Origin of the sequence: Snuella lapsa (assembly GCF_039539345.1) — a bacterium.
Classification (GTDB): Bacteria; Bacteroidota; Bacteroidia; order Flavobacteriales; family Flavobacteriaceae; genus Snuella; species Snuella lapsa.
In genome coordinates, this window is sequence record NZ_BAABCY010000032.1 from 176,306 (window position 1) to 193,887 (window position 17,582).

Genomic DNA, 17,582 nt, shown 5'->3' on the forward strand with positions numbered 1-17,582 from the left:
TCTAATCAACAATTATTTCGTCAACAAACAGCCAGGTTCCTCCACCGTTTGGAGCCTGCTTTAAATTAATCGCTTTTACTTTTACATAACGGGCCTTGCGCTCAGTAAAACTTACGATAAAATCTTTTAGTTCTGATTTAGAACTTTCAGCATAAGCCCTTTCTACCTGCCCGGCTTTTTCAAATGTTTTTCCATCGTTAGAAACATAAACCTCAACGGCTATTGGAAAATAGATCCCTGGCCCTTGATTTTCTAAGGTTCCTACAGTTATTTTATTAACGTCCATCTCACTTTCCAGATCAATGGTTAACTCCATATCTTTTCCTATCCATGCTTGCCACTGTCCGTCATGGAAATTTTTTGATCCGCGCAATGCATTTACCATTCCAAAGGCACCTGCCCCTTGGTATCTATCACTATATTTATCCTTGTATTCAACTCTTTTACCAACCGCTTTATGGAATTTTATGGTTTCATCAAATGCTCTACCTATCGGTTTTTCATTCTCAAATAAAGAGGCTCTTATGCGTGTTGTTTTGGTAAGTTTTACAGGATCGATGTATTTTTGTGAGTTAGCATTTACCTCACTGCCATCAGTCGTATAGCGGATGTCTGCTCCAGGAAACTCATTCTTTAAAACAACTTCTACTACCTTTTCTTCAATATTTACTTTGGCTTCAGAGGTTACCAAATAAGCACTCTTTGCATAGTTGATACCTAGTTCTTCGTAGCGTTTAAACATGGTATTTATACGTGACGAAAAATCTTCCCAATTCCTTAATTCTTTAGGACTCCAAACGGTTTCGGATAAAGCGGCCAATCGTGGATATATCATATACTCGGACTGGGCTTCTGTTGGAATAAATTCGGCCCATAAATTGGCTTGGCCTCCCAACACATGCTTGGCCTCTTCGGGTGTCATAGTATCGACCACCGGATCGAAGGTATAGACCTTACTTAAGGGTGTAAATCCTCCCCACGCCAATGGTTCGTAACTTTGAGGTCCCTGATAATGATCAAAGTAGCAATGTGACCCAGGGGTCATTACAACATCATGTCCTTGCTTCGCAGCTTCTACACCTCCTTTTACACCACGCCAACTCATTACCGTGGCATCAGGAGCCAGTCCACCTTCCAGGATCTCATCCCATCCTATTAGTTTTTTGCCATGGGCATTAATGAATTTCTCCATGCGTTTTACAAAGTAACTTTGCAATTCTTCAACATCATGCAGTCCTTCTGTCTTCATTCGCTTTTGACAATGTGGACAGGTTTTCCAGTTGGTTTTTGTTGCTTCATCTCCACCTATATGAATGTATTTAGATGGAAAGATTGCCATTACCTCGGCAAGGATATCTTGTAAAAACTCGAACGCACTGTCTTTTCCTGCACAATAGATATCTGTGATCGGCCATAGTCCTCCCGAGGGCACGCCTACCGGTTTTTCCAGACAAGAATATTCAGGATAGGATGCAATGGCACTCGTAACGTGCGCCGGCATTTCGATCTCCGGTACGATCTCTACATTCTTGGTTTTTCCATAGGCCACTAACTCCTTTAATTCTTCCTGAGTTAAAAAGCCTCCATAGGTTCCTTTTTCTCCTGGTTTTGTTTTTAATCTTGCATTCCATGCCAGATGTTCCTGATCCACACGCCAGGCACCTACTTCTGTAAGTTTTGGGTATTTTTTTATTTCGATACGCCAACCCTGGTCATCGACTAAATGCAAATGCAATACATTCATTTTATGCATTGCCAATCTGTCTATGGTCTTTTTAAGATACTCTTTCCCAAAAAAATGACGGGACAGATCCAGCATTAAACCACGCCACTTAAAACGTGGCTGATCCTGAATCACTACATTTGGAATGATCCAGTTGGTATTGGTTACCTGCTCCTGACTTTCAATAGCCACAGGTAATAACTGACGTAATGTTTCCAATCCATAAACAAACCCAGCGTTTCCACTGGCACCGATAGTTACATGATCTGAAGTTACTTCTAATTTATAAGCCTCATCCGCAAGCTCATTGCTTGTTATAAATTGCACATAGTTTTTTGAAGGTGTCCTATTGGTTACACTGGGTGACCATCCCGCAGCATTTTTAAATTTTGCTAACAAAGTTTCAGCCATAAGCTTTTGTGCATCATCAGAAACTACGAATTGTGTGCTCTCAGAAAACTCAAAACCACCTTCTTGTAATTTTACTTCAGCGGGTTTCGGGATTATTTGAATATCACTTTCGGTAAATGAAACCTGTTTTGTCTGACAGGCAAACAGTCCTAAAAAAAGGACTGCAATAACTAGTTTATATGTTTTAACCATTTTACTTTTATTTTTATTTTTCATCCCATGTCATTTTAAATGAGGCATCTTCCATTCTATTTCCTTTTTCGGCATCACAAACGGCATAATTAAATCCAGATCGCAAGCTGTAGCCTCCGTATTCACCATTTTTGTTAACGGCTATAAACCCTACTTGGAGATACTCCATGTCCTTATGGTTCTTGTGCTTTTCAAAAATACGTTCTACAATAATTTTACATGCTTCTTCTGGCGATTTCCCCATGCGCATTTGCTCTACCACCATGGCACTGCCAGCTGTTCGTATTACGGCTTCTCCTAAACCGGTTGCTGCTGCCGCTCCAACCTCATTATCTAAAAACAACCCAGCTCCAATAATGGGCGAATCGCCAACCCGCCCATGTAGCTTCCAAGCTGCTCCACTGGTTGTACATGCTCCTGATAAGTTACCATTTTCGTCTAAAGCCAACATACTAATGGTGTCGTGATTTTCGATATTTATAACTGGTTTATACTTCGATTTTTCAAGCCATTTTTTCCAATCCTTTTCTGATTCGGGCGTTAAAAGATTTTCCTCTTTAAAGCCTTTAGATAATGCAAAGTTTAGAGCACCCTGACCTACCAACATAACATGAGGTGTTTCTTCCATAACTTTTCTAGCTACCGAAATAGGGTGTTTAATACCTTGTAAAAAAGCTACGGAACCACAATTACTATCAGAATCCATAATACAAGCGTCGAGCGTTACTTTCCCTTCTCTATCTGGTAAACCACCATATCCTACACTACGTTCTTTCGGATCTCCTTCAGATACTCTAACCCCAGCCTCTACCGCATCAATCCCTGTTCCACCACCGGTAAGTGTTTTCCATGCTGCTTCATTGGCAGGAAAACCGTGTTTCCAGGTTGAGATAATTACTGGTTTGCGCTGAACTTGGGCTAATGACTCATTGGTAGCGGCTACGGTTTCTTCTTTGGGGCCTTCTTTACACCCTATAATAGTACTGATACCAATAGTTCCTAAGGCTGCTTTTTTAATAAAATCTCTTCTATCTGACATATCTTTCTTACTTATTAATTGTATACTTTTGATGATAAAGCCATTGTGTAATTGCTTTTTGGAGCAGGTTTATTACCCATAACAAAACGTAATGTGCCCCCATTTATAATTTCTTTATGTGTGATGTAATTTCGTTTTATTTTTTTTCGGTTTAAAACCACCGATTGAATGTATTTGTTCTCTTTTAAATCGTTAACAGTTTCAATAACAAACGATCTGCCATTTTCCAGTTTAATAACGGCTCTATCAAAAATAGGGGAGCCAAAGGCATAAATACCCTGAGCCGGATTTACTGGATAAAAGCCTAATGCGCTAAAGACATACCAAGACGACATTTGTCCGCAATCTTCATTTCCACAATGTCCGTTAGGTGTGTTCTTATATTGGGACTCCAAAACGTTTCTGATAATTTCTTGCGTTTTCCACGGCTTACCTACATAGTTATACAGATATCCTACATGGTGACTTGGTTCATTACCATGTGCATACTGACCGATCATTCCCGTACTAAAAATGGGTAACTTATCGGTAGGTAGTGGGTTTAATGTAAACATGGAATCGAGTTTCTTTTCGAAAGCCTCGTTGCCACCTACTGCACCAATGAGTCCTTCAATATTTTGAGGCACATACCACATATATTGCCAGGCATTACTCTCGCAGAAAAACGGTGTATATTCTTTTGGAACAAATGGTTTTACAAAGGAACCATCTCCAAATTTTGGGCGCATAAACGTGCTTTTCGAGTCATATACATGTCTCCAATTTTCAGAACGCTCCCTAAAATAATCATAATCGGCCTTTTTACCTAATGCTTTGGCAAATTGTGCAACACACCAATCATCGTAGGCGTACTCTAAGGTCTTTGAAACTGACCAATTTTCGTGATGTTCATCTATAGGGACATAGCCTAATTCTTTATAGTCTTCTATTTGACGGGCATCATCCATAGCACTAGCCTTACAGGCTTGGTAAGCCAGTTTAATATCAAAACCTTTAATTCCTTTAAAGTAAGCATCAACGATAACGGGTACAGCATGGTAACCAATCATCATATTGGTTTCGTTACCCTGCATGGACCACACTGGTAGCAACCCAGTTTCTTTATAATGTGCTAATAGCGACCGAATCATATCGGACACCCTTTTAGGATGCATTACTGTATAAAGTGGGTGTGCTGCCCGATAGGTATCCCACAAAGAAAAGGTATCATATCTATTATAACCTTTTGCTTTAACAATGGTATCGTTAGCTCCTTTGTAATTACCATTATGATCACTGAGTAAAGTGGGCGCTAACATAGATTGGTACAACATGGAATAAAAAATTTTCTTTTTTTCCAGTTGGTTTGTTTCGATCTTTATTTTTCGCAATTGCTTTTCCCAAATGCTGTCTGCTGCTTTCTTATAAACATCAAATTTAAAATGTGGCGCCTCTAAAGCAATTGATTTACAAGCCCCGTCTATACCTGCAGTAGACAATCCGGTTTTTAAAATAATCACCTCATCGTCCTTGGTCTTATAATTAAGAATGATCTTAGTGTTAATGCCTGTGGCTTCATTCTGTACCAGAGAATCATTCTTATAAAGTTGATAGGATTCAAAAGGTTTAGACAGTTTAATTTGAAAGTAAACACGTTGATCCCTCGCCCAGCCAGTTGATTTTCTGTATCCTTGAATGGTGGCACTGTCGATAACCTTAATATAAGTATCGGTTGGGGCATCCCAGTTAAGGGCATATCCCAAATCGATATGGATTTGGGATAAAGAATCTTTGGGAAAGGTATATTTATGTATTCCTGTTCTCTCCGTAGCCGTAAGTTCTGCTTTTATGTTATAGTCTAAAAGATCGACCATGTAATAGCCTGGTGCCGCAGCTTCCTTTTCGTGTGAAAATTTAGAAAACGGTTTAAAGTTATTGGCTTCTATACGTTTATTAAATCGGCTATTGGTAGGCATTACCAAAATATCATATAAATCTCCGGCACCTGTTCCTGTTAAGTGGGTATGTGAAAACCCAGAAATAATCGAATCTTGATAATAGTACCCCGCTATTCGGTCCCAACCAGGAATACCAATGTCGGGGCTTAGTTGTACCATTCCAAAAGGGACTGTTGCTCCGGGATAGGTGTTTCCAGGGCCATCGGTTCCTATAAATGGATTTACAAAGGAGGTGTGTTTTAGTTTCGTTTCATGAGTATTTTGAGCACAATTAAAAAAAAGTGCTGTTATTGCTACAACAATGAAACTATATTTACGCATAATCCTATTCGATAATCGAAATTTAAATACTCCGAGGCTTGTCTCGAAACCAAAATGTTTTTTCTAATAAATGCCTCGTAAGCTTGCCCCAAGCAGTTTACTTACTTATATCTGTTTTTGCTTCTTTTATTACTTTTAAATGGTCTTCTTTTAATGCTGGCCCATCAAAAAATGTTACGCCTTTTGCACCATTATTCTTTGCTAAATAAATTGCCTCCTTTAACTCATCAGCCGATGCAAATGCTGGTAAAAATACACCTGTATTAATACCTGTATTTTTTTCTACTACATCACTAACACCTTGCTTAGTAGCATAACCTATCCAATCTATTTCTTCGTTGTAAAAGCCGTGGTATATCATAGGATATACTTCGTCTATATCCCACTTATCCCAACGTTGACGCACCATATGATCTGCCATCTCTGGATAAGGAAATACGGCTGCCGTTAAGCGCTTATTGTATTTATGTACTATCTTATAGGCGTCATCTACAACTGATTTGATCGCATTTAATCTAAAGTTTTTCCACTCCATATCAATTGCCGTATTCTTACTTTCTTTAGGGTTTTTATGGTGTGCTTTTTCGAATTCACTTATGCAGACATCACAATAACAAAAGTCGTATTCTGCCATTTCCGTATCTTGGGTGAGATTGTATTTAGGCAGCAAACCTATTGGTAAAAAAATGTCCGGGAAACGGATGTAATCCAAATGAACACTTTCTATGCCATCCACTTTTGCCAAACCTTCTACCAAACCTAAAACATGATTACGTGACTCTTTTCTGGTTGGGCATAACCACTGGTAGTAGCCTACATAAGGACGGTGGTCGAAACAGGATTTTCCATCGCGACTAACCACGTACCAATCGGGATGCTTTAAAGCTACTGTATCACCTGGGCGATTCATTGCCATAATCCATGCATGCACTCTTAGGCCAGCTTTATTAGCAATAGGCACCAACCGTTGTAATTCGACAGGATCGGTAGATGTATTAATTAAAATCTCATCAATTCCAGCGTCGCTATACTTCTTGAATTCTTCGGCATAGGCTTCATCTGATTTCCCTTTTTTTGAAGTAATCCAAACACCAAATTCGAACGCTTGCTTTTCCACCTCTTCTTGAACGGCCTGGGTTACTGTTTTATCGCTGCTCTTTTGATTACATGATATAAACAATATAATTATTGTCGATAGAAGTATATATTTTGTTTTCATTTGTTAATATTTTCTGTTTTTAGTGGTTACGGTAACACGCATCTTATAATTTCTTTATCCAATTTAGGTTAATCAGTGGATGCGCTTATTTATATACTAATAAACCTTAAATCACTCCTGTATACTTTTATAAAGTGTGTTTAACAGCTCTTGATCTTTATCTAAACTATACTCCCAAAACATGGCACCTCCAAGTCCATTTTCTTTAATAAACTTGGCTTTCAAATCAATTTCTTTTGGTGTTTCCCATGAAATAAACGTACTATCCTGTTCATTCCATAGGTAGGAAGCTTTTGCCGATTCATCGTATAGCTTTTTATAGTTTCCGGATTTAAGCTTTTCAACAATATCCCAGTAGGGCACAATAATACCTGTTGACATGGCCGATTGATAAAGCCCATCATGTTGTGGTATTACTTTCTCCCACTGTCTGCCATAAAAAGGAACGCCCATAATTAATTTACTTGCAGGAACGCCTGCCTCTAAATGTCTTGCAATGGCCTGCTGACCACTATTACCTTCAAACTTTTCTTTATTTGACGGATATAAATTAGCATGGTGACCTGTTTGAAAAAACCATCCATGATAAAAATCGTAGCACATAACATTAATAAAGTCAAGGTATTCATGAGCCTTTCCTAAATCGGTATGATCGATATATGCTTGGTCTGCTCCTGTAGCAATGGTTAATAAATAATGGGTATTGTCCTTTTCTCCTTGTGCTTCTAAGGCTCTACGGATTTCGCCTAGCAACAAAGTAAAGTTTTCTTTATCGGATGGTCGAAAGGCGTTATCTTCGGCTCGTTGCCCTGGATATTCCCAATCGAGATCTACACCGTCAAATCCGTGCTTTTTCATTAACTCTATACAACTGTTGGCAAACTTCTTTCGGGACGTGTCGAAAGCAGCAACATGGGAAAATTTGTCTGACCAAACCCAACCACCAACTGAATACAATACTTTTAAGTTGGGGTTCGTCTTCTTTAAAGCTATTAAACTAGCTATTTTAACAGAATCTACATCCAGTTCAAACTGAACATTGCCATCCACAATATTTGCAAAGGCATAATTAATGTGCGTTAGTTTGGCAGCGTCTACTTTTGAGGGATCAAAATCTTCATAACCTGCTACATAACCGATTACTTTCAATGGCTTATTATCTAAAACCTCTGTTTTTTTTTCTGTTTTTGAACAGGCAAAACATATTAAAGCCAGCAAAAAAAGAACACTTGATCTCATCAATTTATTCGTATTATTTTTTGAACTTAGTTGTTGCATCTATATATCATTTAATTTCAAGTACCCCTGCTGCGATCATATCACTGTTTTCTTTTTGAAAATTCGCCATCTTCTTTAATTATCAGCAAATCATTAGTAAAAGGGCTTTTAACAGAAATGGTCCAACCAAAACTATGATTTTCCAATGTCGGTTTTAATTCAGTGCCTTCAACTGTAATGGCCGATGGACTAATGTCTTTTATAGATGTTACTTTCTGCTTGTTTGCTGCATGGTACTTTCTGTATGCGCGGTATAACTTAAACAATTCCCATTTTACTTTTTCATCCTTTGGAATGGTAAAATCAACCTGCGTTCCGGGTTCTTTGGAAGAAAAATACACATAACCCCAGTTTTCTGGTTCGTGCATATTAATAACACCTATGGGAGACCACACCCAATTATATTCTGGGAGGTGTTTACCATTAGGCCCTTTTTTTCTTTCGTATGTTCCATTGGTTAATTGATAGTCCCAGTTTACCCTAGAAAAATTAACGCGCCAAAAGGTATCTCGAGGCACCACATCTTGATGGTAGGATGTTTTGTAAACGCTCCAGGGAATAGCCATTTCCAAAGTCCATCCCTTATCCTTATCGTTCGGATTATTTAAGGTTCCATCAATGTGCACTGCCGATTTAAGTCCATTAATGTCCCAATCGTTTAAAACGACATTCCCTGCTCTGTATGGCTTTGTTAAAAACAGATCCCATACGGTATTTAAAGCATTTAATTCTAGCTCGTAATAGTTGTAACTATCACCATCGGGATCTACGAACACTTCAAAATCGTTATTATAAAAAATGATGGTATCGCGTTGTTTTAAAGTTGCCCACACATGGGGTTCTTCCATTTTTGCAAGTATGTAAAAATACGTTTCATCCCATAGCATTTTCACTTGGGTTTGATAGGTTGGTTTTACTATACCTTCGATATCAATAAAATCATTTGTCCAAGGTGCTTTCTTCCATGAGGCCTCATCTGCTTTACCATCTATTGCAATATCGCCTGAAGCTTTATGTGCCACATAAGTTTGTGGTACAATTTCCTTTTTTTCTTGTGCGAAAGTCACAAAAGAAAAACACCCGAGTAGTATTACTACAACCTTCAATCTTATATTCATCTCAAAAAATTACAAACTGTTTTCTTTTGTAAACTGAACCACTTCACTCAATTTACCAAAAGCTAAAGCCACCACTGTATCTGCTGCTCCATAGTAAACGGCCAGCTTATCCTCTTTTGCATCATGTAAAGCGGCACATGGAAACACCACATTTGGTACATCGCCAACCATTTCATAGGTTTTGGCAGGCCCTAACAAATAAGGCTGCGTTCTATATTTTACCTTATCGGGCGCATCGGTTTCAAGAATAGCAGCCCCCATAGCATACCTAAATCCATTACATGTATTAATAACTCCGTGATATAGCATAAGCCAACCCTCATCTGTAAGTATAGGTATTGGGCCAGCTCCTATCTTTGTACATTGCCATGCACTGTCTTCAAAAGGTGTTGCTTTCATCACACAACGATGTTCTCCCCAATACTTCATATCTGGGCTATAACTTATGTAAATATCTCCAAAAGGTGTATGTCCGTTATCACTGGGACGACTTAGCATCGCATATTTTCCATTGATTTTCTGTGGAAAGAGCACGCCGTTTCTGTTAAACGGTAAAAAAGCATTTTCACACTGAAAAAATTCTTTAAAATCAAAGGTATAAGCAATCCCAATGGTTGGTCCGTGATAGCCATTACACCAAGTAATCCAGTAGCGATCCTCGATAAAAACTACACGCGGATCGTATTTATAATCTGAATCGATCATTTGCGTATTACCAGCTTTCATAACAATCGGATCATGGTTGATATCCCAATCGATTCCATTTTTACTAAATCCGGCGAAAATATTCATCTGCACCGCCTTATTATCGCATCTAAAAACCCCCGCAAATCCATCTTCAAACGGTACGACCGCACTGTTAAAAATACTATTGGACGACGGTATAGCATATCGGTCTATAATAGGGTTCTCGCTATAACGCCACATCACGTCATTACAATTTTCCGGTCTGTCTTGCCACGGAATGGAATTCATCTTCATATTAATTTTTATATTTTTTTACTTTATCTAACCAAGTGAACTTCAGAATAGCAGAAGTTATCAGAAACACACATAATGCCACAAACATCTTAGGGTATTCTCTTACCATAAAATAGATAGGCAATAATATCATACTTGATTGCCATACGATACCTACAATACAATTTAACATATCACTTGTAAAATCTGTATTCTTAGTAATGTTAGCATCGTCTTTCTTCAAGGTATTGTATACTGGTTTCCACCAGCCCCAAGGCCTCACATTCGCATAAAAACTTTTTAACGTCTCCATATTGGTTGCTGGCGTTAGGAATGTCCCTAAAAAAGAGCCTAATAAAGACACTCCGAAGATAATAGGGAACATATAAATTGCTGGAATTTGAGCTAAGTCATACAACCAAGAGCCTACTTCAAAATTTGCTTTATTTTGATCTAGCAAAAACTGTAAAGTAGCTATAAACAATCCTGCTGTCATTCCCCAGAAATAGCCCCATCCGTTAAAGCGCCACCAAATCCATTTTAAAAAGTTAGCTGCCACGTAACCTCCATAAAGAGCACTGGTAATCCATAGTGTTAATGAATTTATCGATTCTGCAAAGAACCCCATAATAACTCCTACAATAACCACTGCAAATGATGCAAGGTGACTTGCTCTTATATAATGCTTGTTACTTGCCTCTGGCTTAAAATATTTTTTATAAATGTCGTTTACAATGTAGGCTGGTCCCGAATTGACAAAAGCTGAAAATGTAGACATAAAAGCCGCTAACAAACCTGCTAGTAACAAACCTTTAATACCAACAGGCACATGATTGTTAATGACTTTTGGTAAAATAATCTCTAAATCACCAAGATTAAGCGTACTTGACACAGCCATATCGGGAGCTATATAGGCCAGAGCCAAAACAACAATACCTCCTATAAGCAAATAACGGGGAATAAACAGAATTAAATTAGTAAAGCCACTCATATAAGCCGCTTCTTTTACCGACCGTGTCGATAAAATACGCTGCATATCATAACTTGGCGTAGGACCTGCAATACTTGCAAAAAAACCTTTAAAAAGTGACATTCCTATAAATGCCCCAAACATCTTGTAGCCTTGTGTATCGATTAGATCGTTAAAGGCCTTATACTTTCCTGACCAGGAACCTTCCAGTTCCCATCCAAAAAACACATTATTCCATTCTCTGGAAAGCACACTAGTTATTTCTACATCCGTAACGGTAACAAACGCATATACCGCTATTAGAAGGCCTGCCAAAACCATAATACCATATTGCAATACCTCTGTGGCCACTACCGAAAACATACCGCCTTTAATGGTATACAAAGTGGTTAAGAAAATAATAAGTAAAGCATAACTTTGATCGGAGGTTAACAATACGCCATCATTAAACAATAGCGTTAAATCCCAAGGCAAAATAATGGTCATAAACTTTCCAACGCCTTCAAAGAAATAGGCAATAAAACCTACGGAAGCAACAATTGCAAAAATAGCCACTATTAAGTGAGACGCCCTACCTGCCTTATCATCTCCAAAACGTGTTAGTATCCATTCGGAACCTGTCATTATATTGGATCGTCGTATCCAAGCCGCCAAAAAAATCATGATGAATACTTGATTCCAAATAGGCCACATCCACATAAACATAAAACTCTTTACTCCATACAGGAACAAGATCCCAACCATCCATGCTGTTCCAGAGACATCGAACATTCCGGAACCATTACTTAGTCCCAAATAGTACCACTTAATACTTTTACCTCCAAGAAAATAAGAATCTAAACCTTTTGAAGCTCGTTTAGATATCCAAATACCTACTCCCAAAGTTAAAACGATGTACAATACTATTATTAAAACGTCAATGATATTCATTTATATTATTTTATTTTCAATGCCTAAGCACAGTCCTGTTAAAAAATCCGACCAAAAGTAGATAAAAACCTACTTAACTCCCCAATTTTTATTTGGATTTGGTCCCATTACAAAATGAAGGACACCACCTTTTTCTATTGTTTTATGGGAAATGTTAGTTTGGTTAAATACTTCGCCGTTAAGTGTTGCAGATTGTATGTATATATTTTTATCTGAAACATTTTCCGATTCTATCACAAATGTTTTGTCTTCTGAAAGGCCAATGGTAGCTTTTTCAAAAATAGGGCTACCTATTTCATACGTGCCCGAAGCGGGATTTAATGGATACAAACCAACTGAACTCAGGACATACCATGCCGACATCTGTCCACAATCTTCGTTTCCACTTAAACCATTGGGTGTGGTATTATATTGCGTGTTTAAAATATGACGTACCCAGTATTGGGTTCGCCAAGGCTGATTTGCATGATTAAACAGGTATGTTATATGATGGCTTGGTTCATTACCATGTGCATATTGTCCAATCAAACCTGAGATATCTGCTGATATATTATCTCCTGTAATTTCGGAGCTTTCTGTAAAGAGTTGTTCCAAACGACTGGTAAACATGTCGTTACCACCATGTAAACTAATAAAGTCCTCAACAGCATGCGGTACAAACCAACTATGTTGCCAGGCATTCCCTTCGGTATAATCGGTTTGTTCTCTATGATTAGAGTGTTTAGGGTCAAAAGGTTCGTTCCACGACTTACCGTCTACAGATTTACCCCTCATAAATCCAGTTTTATCATCAAACAAATAACGGTAGGCTTTAGAACGGTTTAAAAAATATTCATAGTCTTCGGTTTTACCTAGCGCATTGGCCATTTGGGCAACACACCAGTCATCATAGGCATATTCTAAAGTAATTGTAACCGATTCATCTAATAAACTGTAAGGAATATACCCAAATTTCTTGTAGAGGTGCAGTCCACGTTCATCTTGCATCATGGTATTTTTCATCGCTTCAAAGGCCTTTTCCGCATCGAACCCTTTTATTCCTTTTATGTATGCTTCGGCAATTACCGGAATAGAATGGTAACCCGTCATTGTATTGGTTTCGTTGGCATAAAGCGTCCATACTGGCAAAATCTTTTTTGTTTCATAATAGGCCAACATAGAATTAATAATATCCGAAACTTTATTGGGTGCTAACAGGGTTAACAAAGGTTGTTCGGCTCTAAAAGTATCCCAGAGGGACAGTGTTGAATAGGCTGTATAATTAGTTGCTGTAACAATGCTGTCGTTTTCTTTTCTAAACTGTCCATTTTTATCACTGAATGTTACTGGAGCAAGTTGCGCATGGTACATAGCTGTATAAAACATTGTTTTCAATGAATCGACCGTACTTTCTACTTGTATTTTCCCTAAGGCATTTTGCCAAATATCCTCTGCTCCTGTTTTTATAGCTTCAAATTTAAAATCTCCTGTTTCTAAATTAGTCTTTGCGTTTTCAATACTTACGGAGGATAAAGCAACCTTTACTTGTAATTGATTGGTATTTCCTTTATCGAAAAACATCTGGATAGCTGTTTTGTTTCCATCGACTACAGTGCCTTGCAGCGCTTCTCCATCAGCAAATAAATTTTGACTTGTTATTGGTTTCGAAAATTTTGCTACAAAAAACACCTTTTGATTTGCGGCCCAACCCTTACTATAACGGTATCCACTTAATGTATAGGCATCTTCAACTTGCAATCCTGTTTCAAGAGGGTTATCCCAGTTAATAGCAAATCCCAGATCAACCACTACAGTCTGGTCATCACCTTCCTTGAAAGTGTATTTATGGTAAGCTGTTCGTTGGGCCGTTGTTAGCTCTACATTTATTTTATGATCTTCCAAAAACAATTGGTAATACCCAGGGATTGCTTTTTCATTGGAATGACTATAGTGGGATTTGTAACTTATACTATCTCGTGATTTTGGTCTTTTGGCTAAATCGACTGTCTTATTAACTGGCATGAATAAAATATCGGCAAGGTCACCAATACCTGTACCACTCAAGCTTAAATGACTAAAGCCAGCAACAATAGAATCGGAATAGTGGTAGCCCGAACACCAATCCCAAGAACTTATGCCATTTACGGGACTCACCTGCAACATTCCAAAAGGTACTGTTGCTCCTGGATAAGTGTGCCCATGTCCGCCAGTCCCAATAAAAGGATCTACATGTGTTGTTAGTTTTAGTTTATTTGGCTTTTCTTTTTCACTATCCTTACCACATCCTAAAGCAAATACCACCAGTAAAAAAAATAAGTAAATGTTCTTCATAAAATTCAGTCTGCTATTTAACAACATAAAAATTCATAATTTTAGCCTGAAATAAAATAAATTTAGACGGGCGACGCCTTAACTAAGCTAAACACCAAAAAAAATAAATATTTAGGCCATGAACTTTAACACTAATCGATCTTATCGTGTTTCCTTAAAGCACCATGTAATATTTTGGTTGATTTATTTTTTATTTAACACATTCCGTTGGGGAAGCTTTTTTAACGATTTCCCTTATGCTCTCAAAACAGGTCTTTTTGGGTTTCCGATTCATATGATCTTGTGCTATTTCAATATTTACTTCTTAATGCCAAAGTTTGTTTACAAAAAGAAATACATCCCATATATTATCTTCATTTTGTCGACCATTTTTATAATGGTAATAATTAAATTCAATCTCACCTATTATTTGGTTAGTACCAATGTATGGCCTGAAGGCCCTGTAATAACAGAAAGCTTAACATTAAACTATACAATAGACATGATGATTGGTGAGCTTTACGTTGTTACATTTGTTACAGCTATCAAAATGACTTTAGATTTCCTGGAGGAACATAAGCGTGTGGCCGATCTTGAAAAAGCACAACTAGAAACCGAATTATTGTTCTTAAAGAGCCAGATATCTCCCCACTTTTTTTTCAATACCCTAAACAACATCAACTCCTTAGCACTCGAAAAGTCGAACAAAACCTCAAAGATTATCCTTAAACTCTCTGAGTTGATGCGCTACTTACTCTATGAGACAAAGCATAAACGCCAGACCTTAGCCAATGAAATATTGTGCATTCAAAACTATATAGATCTGGAAAAGGTAAGACACGATGAACAACTAGAAGTAAACATGTCAATATCCGGATCTATCCAAGATAAAGTTATTGCCCCCATTTTACTACTCTCTTTTATAGAAAATGCTTTTAAACATGGGGTTAATAAAAACATAGGAAATGTTAAAATTGACATTGACTTTACTATTAAGGAAGATTTTCTTTATTTTACAATATCTAACCCTATGCCGTCTAACACCAAACACAAAAAACGCTTTAATAAAACTGGTGGCATTGGCTTAGAAAATGTAAAAAAACGACTGGCCTTGGGTTATAACCGTAACGATTACAAATTAACAATTAAGAGTGACAAAGAACTATTTGTTGTAAAGTTAAAAATTAAGGTAGCTTAATTTATACTCTCTATTCAAACAACAGGTAGATTATTAAATAGATTGACAATTAGTTTTGTCAACAAAAACCTTACAGATGAAGATAAAATGCTTGATTATAGATGATGAACCATTAGCTATTAATGTTGTGAAAAATTATCTGCAACAAATTGAAGATGCAGATCTAGTAGACACTTTTGGCAATGCTATTGACGCCTTAAATTTTTTAAAACACAATACCGTAGATGTTATTTTTTTAGATATAAATATGCCCGTTTTAGACGGACTGAACTTTATAAAAAGTTTAGAAAACCCACCACTTATAATCATTACAACGGCGTATTCGGATTTTGCTGTTGAAACCTACGAACTCGATGCGCTTGATTATCTTATAAAGCCTATCGAATTCCCCAGGTTTATGAAAGCCATTAACAAAATTTACAGAAGGCTGGACATTAATAAGGCCTCAACAAACAGGGAAAAACAGCGCCCTTATCTTTTTATCAAAATTGATAAGAAAAAAATGAAAAAGGTCTTTTTAGACGAAATTTTAATTATTGAAAGCTTAAAAGATTACCTAAAAATAAGCACTACATCAGGAAAATATATCATTCACAGCACCTTGTCTGATTTCACCAATCTTTTACCTTCTAAGGATTTTATTCGTATTCACCGCTCCTACACCATAGCCATTAATAAAATTGATGCTATTGAAGGCAACAGTATTGAAATAGACGGCATTAAATACGTTATAGGCAGGTCGTATCTAGAAACGGTTAAAGAACAGATTTTAAACTCCTCGTTATAGTAAAGTTATAGTAAACTACCTCGGCGCATTTAAATATCGATCGTCAAGTAAAATTACTTTAGGCTTATTGACCTAATAACATTTCGGGCGTGGCAACAGTTCGAAAGCCAACATGTTCTGCAGAAGAATCCATACTTGTTCCCATTCGAGCTGACGCCCTATAACTGGCGCAATACGAGTCGCTACACAAAAAGGAACCTCCTTTAATTACCTTTTCCTCTATATACGGATTGTTGGGATTATAGGCCTTATCGGCTCCTTTAGGGTTATTAGCTGTTATATTTTTTCCTGCCAAGGTTTTATAATAGTTCAAGTTATACCAATCGGTAGTGAATTCCCAGACATTGCCCGCCATATCGTAAAGACCAAATCCGTTTGGCGGATATGTTTTTACGGGAGCCGCTCTTTCATACCCATCTTCTAAAGTATTGTTTACAGGAAATTCACCTTCCCAACTATTGGCCATTTTGGATAATTTACTCCTGTCGTCTCCCCAGAAAAATGCTGTATTTTCCTTTTTACCTCTAGCCGCATATTCCCATTCTGCCTCAGTTGGCAATCGCCTTCCTGCCCACTTACAATAGGCCTGAGCATCTTCATAGGCCACATGAACAACTGGATAATCACCCTTTCCCTCAATAGTGCTTTCCGGCCCAACAGGATGCTTCCAATTCGTTCCTATTGACCATTGCCACCACTGTGAAAAATCGTATAAATTAGGCACCGAAGACTTTGTTTTTTTAAACAGTAACGATCCTGGTTTTAATATACTATCGTGGGGTTTAGGGGTGCCGTCGGGAATTTGCTTTTTTATCTCCTCCCAATCAATTTCCCGCTCCGCTACCGTAATATACCCCGTAGCTTCAACAAACTTCGAAAATTGAGCATTGGTAACCTCTGTAATATCCATAAAAAACCCATCAACTTGAACAGGGTGCTGCGGTTTTTCATGAGCCATAGCCATTTGATCCTGAGGAACAGCACCTTGCAAAAAAGTTCCCGATGGGATCCAAACCATCCCTTCTGGAGGATTATTAACAATACTGTTTTCAACCTTTACAACGTCATTTTCTACTAAATCAGCACCACTTTCTGGTTTTCGTTTCTTACATCCAAAAATAACCAGTAGTCCAAAACAACAAACCATAACAACCAATCGACCCTTCATCTAATATTTATTTATTTGACAAACAACAAATATATAAAAACT

At 37.6% G+C, this 17,582-nt stretch carries 12 protein-coding genes; 2 read left to right on the forward strand and 10 right to left on the reverse strand.

The window, feature by feature from the left end:
- Position 1: 1 nt before the first annotated feature.
- The 9 genes from ABD792_RS05585 to ABD792_RS05625 form a co-directional block, all read right to left on the reverse strand.
- A complete protein-coding gene (locus ABD792_RS05585; RefSeq protein WP_345004853.1) occupies positions 2–2,350 on the reverse strand; it encodes a glycoside hydrolase family 20 protein in 2,349 nt (782 codons plus the stop codon).
- Positions 2,340–3,365 carry a glycosylasparaginase gene (locus tag ABD792_RS05590; RefSeq protein WP_345004854.1) on the reverse strand — a complete coding sequence of 342 codons (1,026 nt, stop codon included), beginning with the start codon at positions 3,363–3,365 and terminating at the stop codon, positions 2,340–2,342. Before ABD792_RS05590 ends, ABD792_RS05585 begins: the two co-directional genes overlap by 11 nt.
- Before the next feature lie 14 nt (positions 3,366–3,379).
- Entirely contained in the window at positions 3,380–5,623 is a 2,244-nt protein-coding gene (locus ABD792_RS05595; RefSeq protein WP_345004855.1) for a GH92 family glycosyl hydrolase, read from the reverse strand.
- A 97-nt stretch (positions 5,624–5,720) separates the two neighbouring features.
- Positions 5,721–6,842 carry a putative glycoside hydrolase gene (locus ABD792_RS05600; RefSeq protein ID WP_345004856.1) on the reverse strand — a complete coding sequence of 374 codons (1,122 nt, stop codon included), beginning with the start codon at positions 6,840–6,842 and terminating at the stop codon, positions 5,721–5,723.
- A gap of 111 nt (positions 6,843–6,953) precedes the next feature.
- Positions 6,954–8,081, reverse strand: a complete 1,128-nt coding sequence (locus tag ABD792_RS05605; RefSeq protein ID WP_345004857.1) for a glycoside hydrolase family 18 protein — start codon at positions 8,079–8,081, stop codon at positions 6,954–6,956.
- Positions 8,082–8,161: 80 nt separating this feature from the next.
- Positions 8,162–9,238, reverse strand: coding sequence for a carbohydrate-binding family 9-like protein (locus ABD792_RS05610; RefSeq protein WP_345004858.1), 1,077 nt, complete (start codon positions 9,236–9,238; stop codon positions 8,162–8,164).
- A gap of 9 nt (positions 9,239–9,247) precedes the next feature.
- Entirely contained in the window at positions 9,248–10,213 is a 966-nt protein-coding gene (locus tag ABD792_RS05615; RefSeq protein WP_345004860.1) for a glycoside hydrolase family 130 protein, read from the reverse strand.
- Between the two features lie 7 nt (positions 10,214–10,220).
- Positions 10,221–12,098 (reverse strand): sodium:solute symporter family protein, encoded by a 1,878-nt coding sequence (locus ABD792_RS05620; RefSeq protein WP_345004861.1) that lies wholly within the window; start codon positions 12,096–12,098, stop codon positions 10,221–10,223.
- 69 nt (positions 12,099–12,167) lie between these two features.
- Positions 12,168–14,408 (reverse strand): GH92 family glycosyl hydrolase, encoded by a 2,241-nt coding sequence (locus ABD792_RS05625; protein WP_345004862.1) that lies wholly within the window; start codon positions 14,406–14,408, stop codon positions 12,168–12,170.
- Between the two features lie 118 nt (positions 14,409–14,526).
- Here ABD792_RS05625 and ABD792_RS05630 point away from each other — a divergent pair, with 118 nt between their 5' ends.
- Positions 14,527–15,585, forward strand: a complete 1,059-nt coding sequence (locus tag ABD792_RS05630; RefSeq protein ID WP_345004863.1) for a sensor histidine kinase — start codon at positions 14,527–14,529, stop codon at positions 15,583–15,585.
- A gap of 76 nt (positions 15,586–15,661) precedes the next feature.
- Entirely contained in the window at positions 15,662–16,372 is a 711-nt protein-coding gene (locus ABD792_RS05635) for a LytR/AlgR family response regulator transcription factor (protein WP_345004864.1), read from the forward strand.
- 64 nt (positions 16,373–16,436) lie between these two features.
- Here the strand turns inward: ABD792_RS05635 and ABD792_RS05640 are convergent, their stop codons facing one another.
- Positions 16,437–17,540 carry a formylglycine-generating enzyme family protein gene (locus tag ABD792_RS05640; RefSeq protein WP_345004865.1) on the reverse strand — a complete coding sequence of 368 codons (1,104 nt, stop codon included), beginning with the start codon at positions 17,538–17,540 and terminating at the stop codon, positions 16,437–16,439.
- Positions 17,541–17,582: the final 42 nt, after the last annotated feature.